The organism is Halostella sp. PRR32 (assembly GCF_034808085.1).
Taxonomy (GTDB): domain Archaea; phylum Halobacteriota; class Halobacteria; order Halobacteriales; family Natronoarchaeaceae; genus Halostella; species Halostella pelagica.
Window position 1 is genome coordinate 1 of record NZ_JAXHGL010000026.1, and the last position, 449, is coordinate 449.

At 59.0% G+C, this 449-nt stretch carries 1 pseudogene; it reads left to right on the forward strand.

Annotated elements, in window-relative coordinates:
• Positions 1-449, forward strand: a pseudogene (locus SM753_RS20245) (actin, cytoplasmic 2); the annotation flags it as partial.

Consider the following 449-nt stretch of genomic DNA (forward strand, 5'->3'; position numbering starts at 1 on the left):
ACAATGGCTCCGGCATGTGCAAAGCTGGTTTTGCTGGGGACGACGCTCCCCGAGCCGTGTTTCCTTCCATCGTCGGGCGCCCCAGACACCAGGGCGTCATGGTGGGCATGGGCCAGAAGGACTCCTACGTGGGCGACGAGGCCCAGAGCAAGAGAGGCATCCTCACCCTGAAGTACCCCATCGAGCACGGCATCGTCACCAACTGGGACGACATGGAGAAAATCTGGCACCACACCTTCTACAACGAGCTTCGTGTTGCCCCCGAAGAGCACCCCGTCCTCCTCACTGAAGCCCCTCTTAACCCTAAGGCTAACAGAGAGAAGATGACCCAGATCATGTTCGAAACCTTCAACACCCCCGCCATGTACGTCGCCATCCAGGCCGTGCTTTCCCTGTACGCTTCTGGACGTACCACCGGAGTTGTTCTTGACTCCGGAGATGGTGTCACC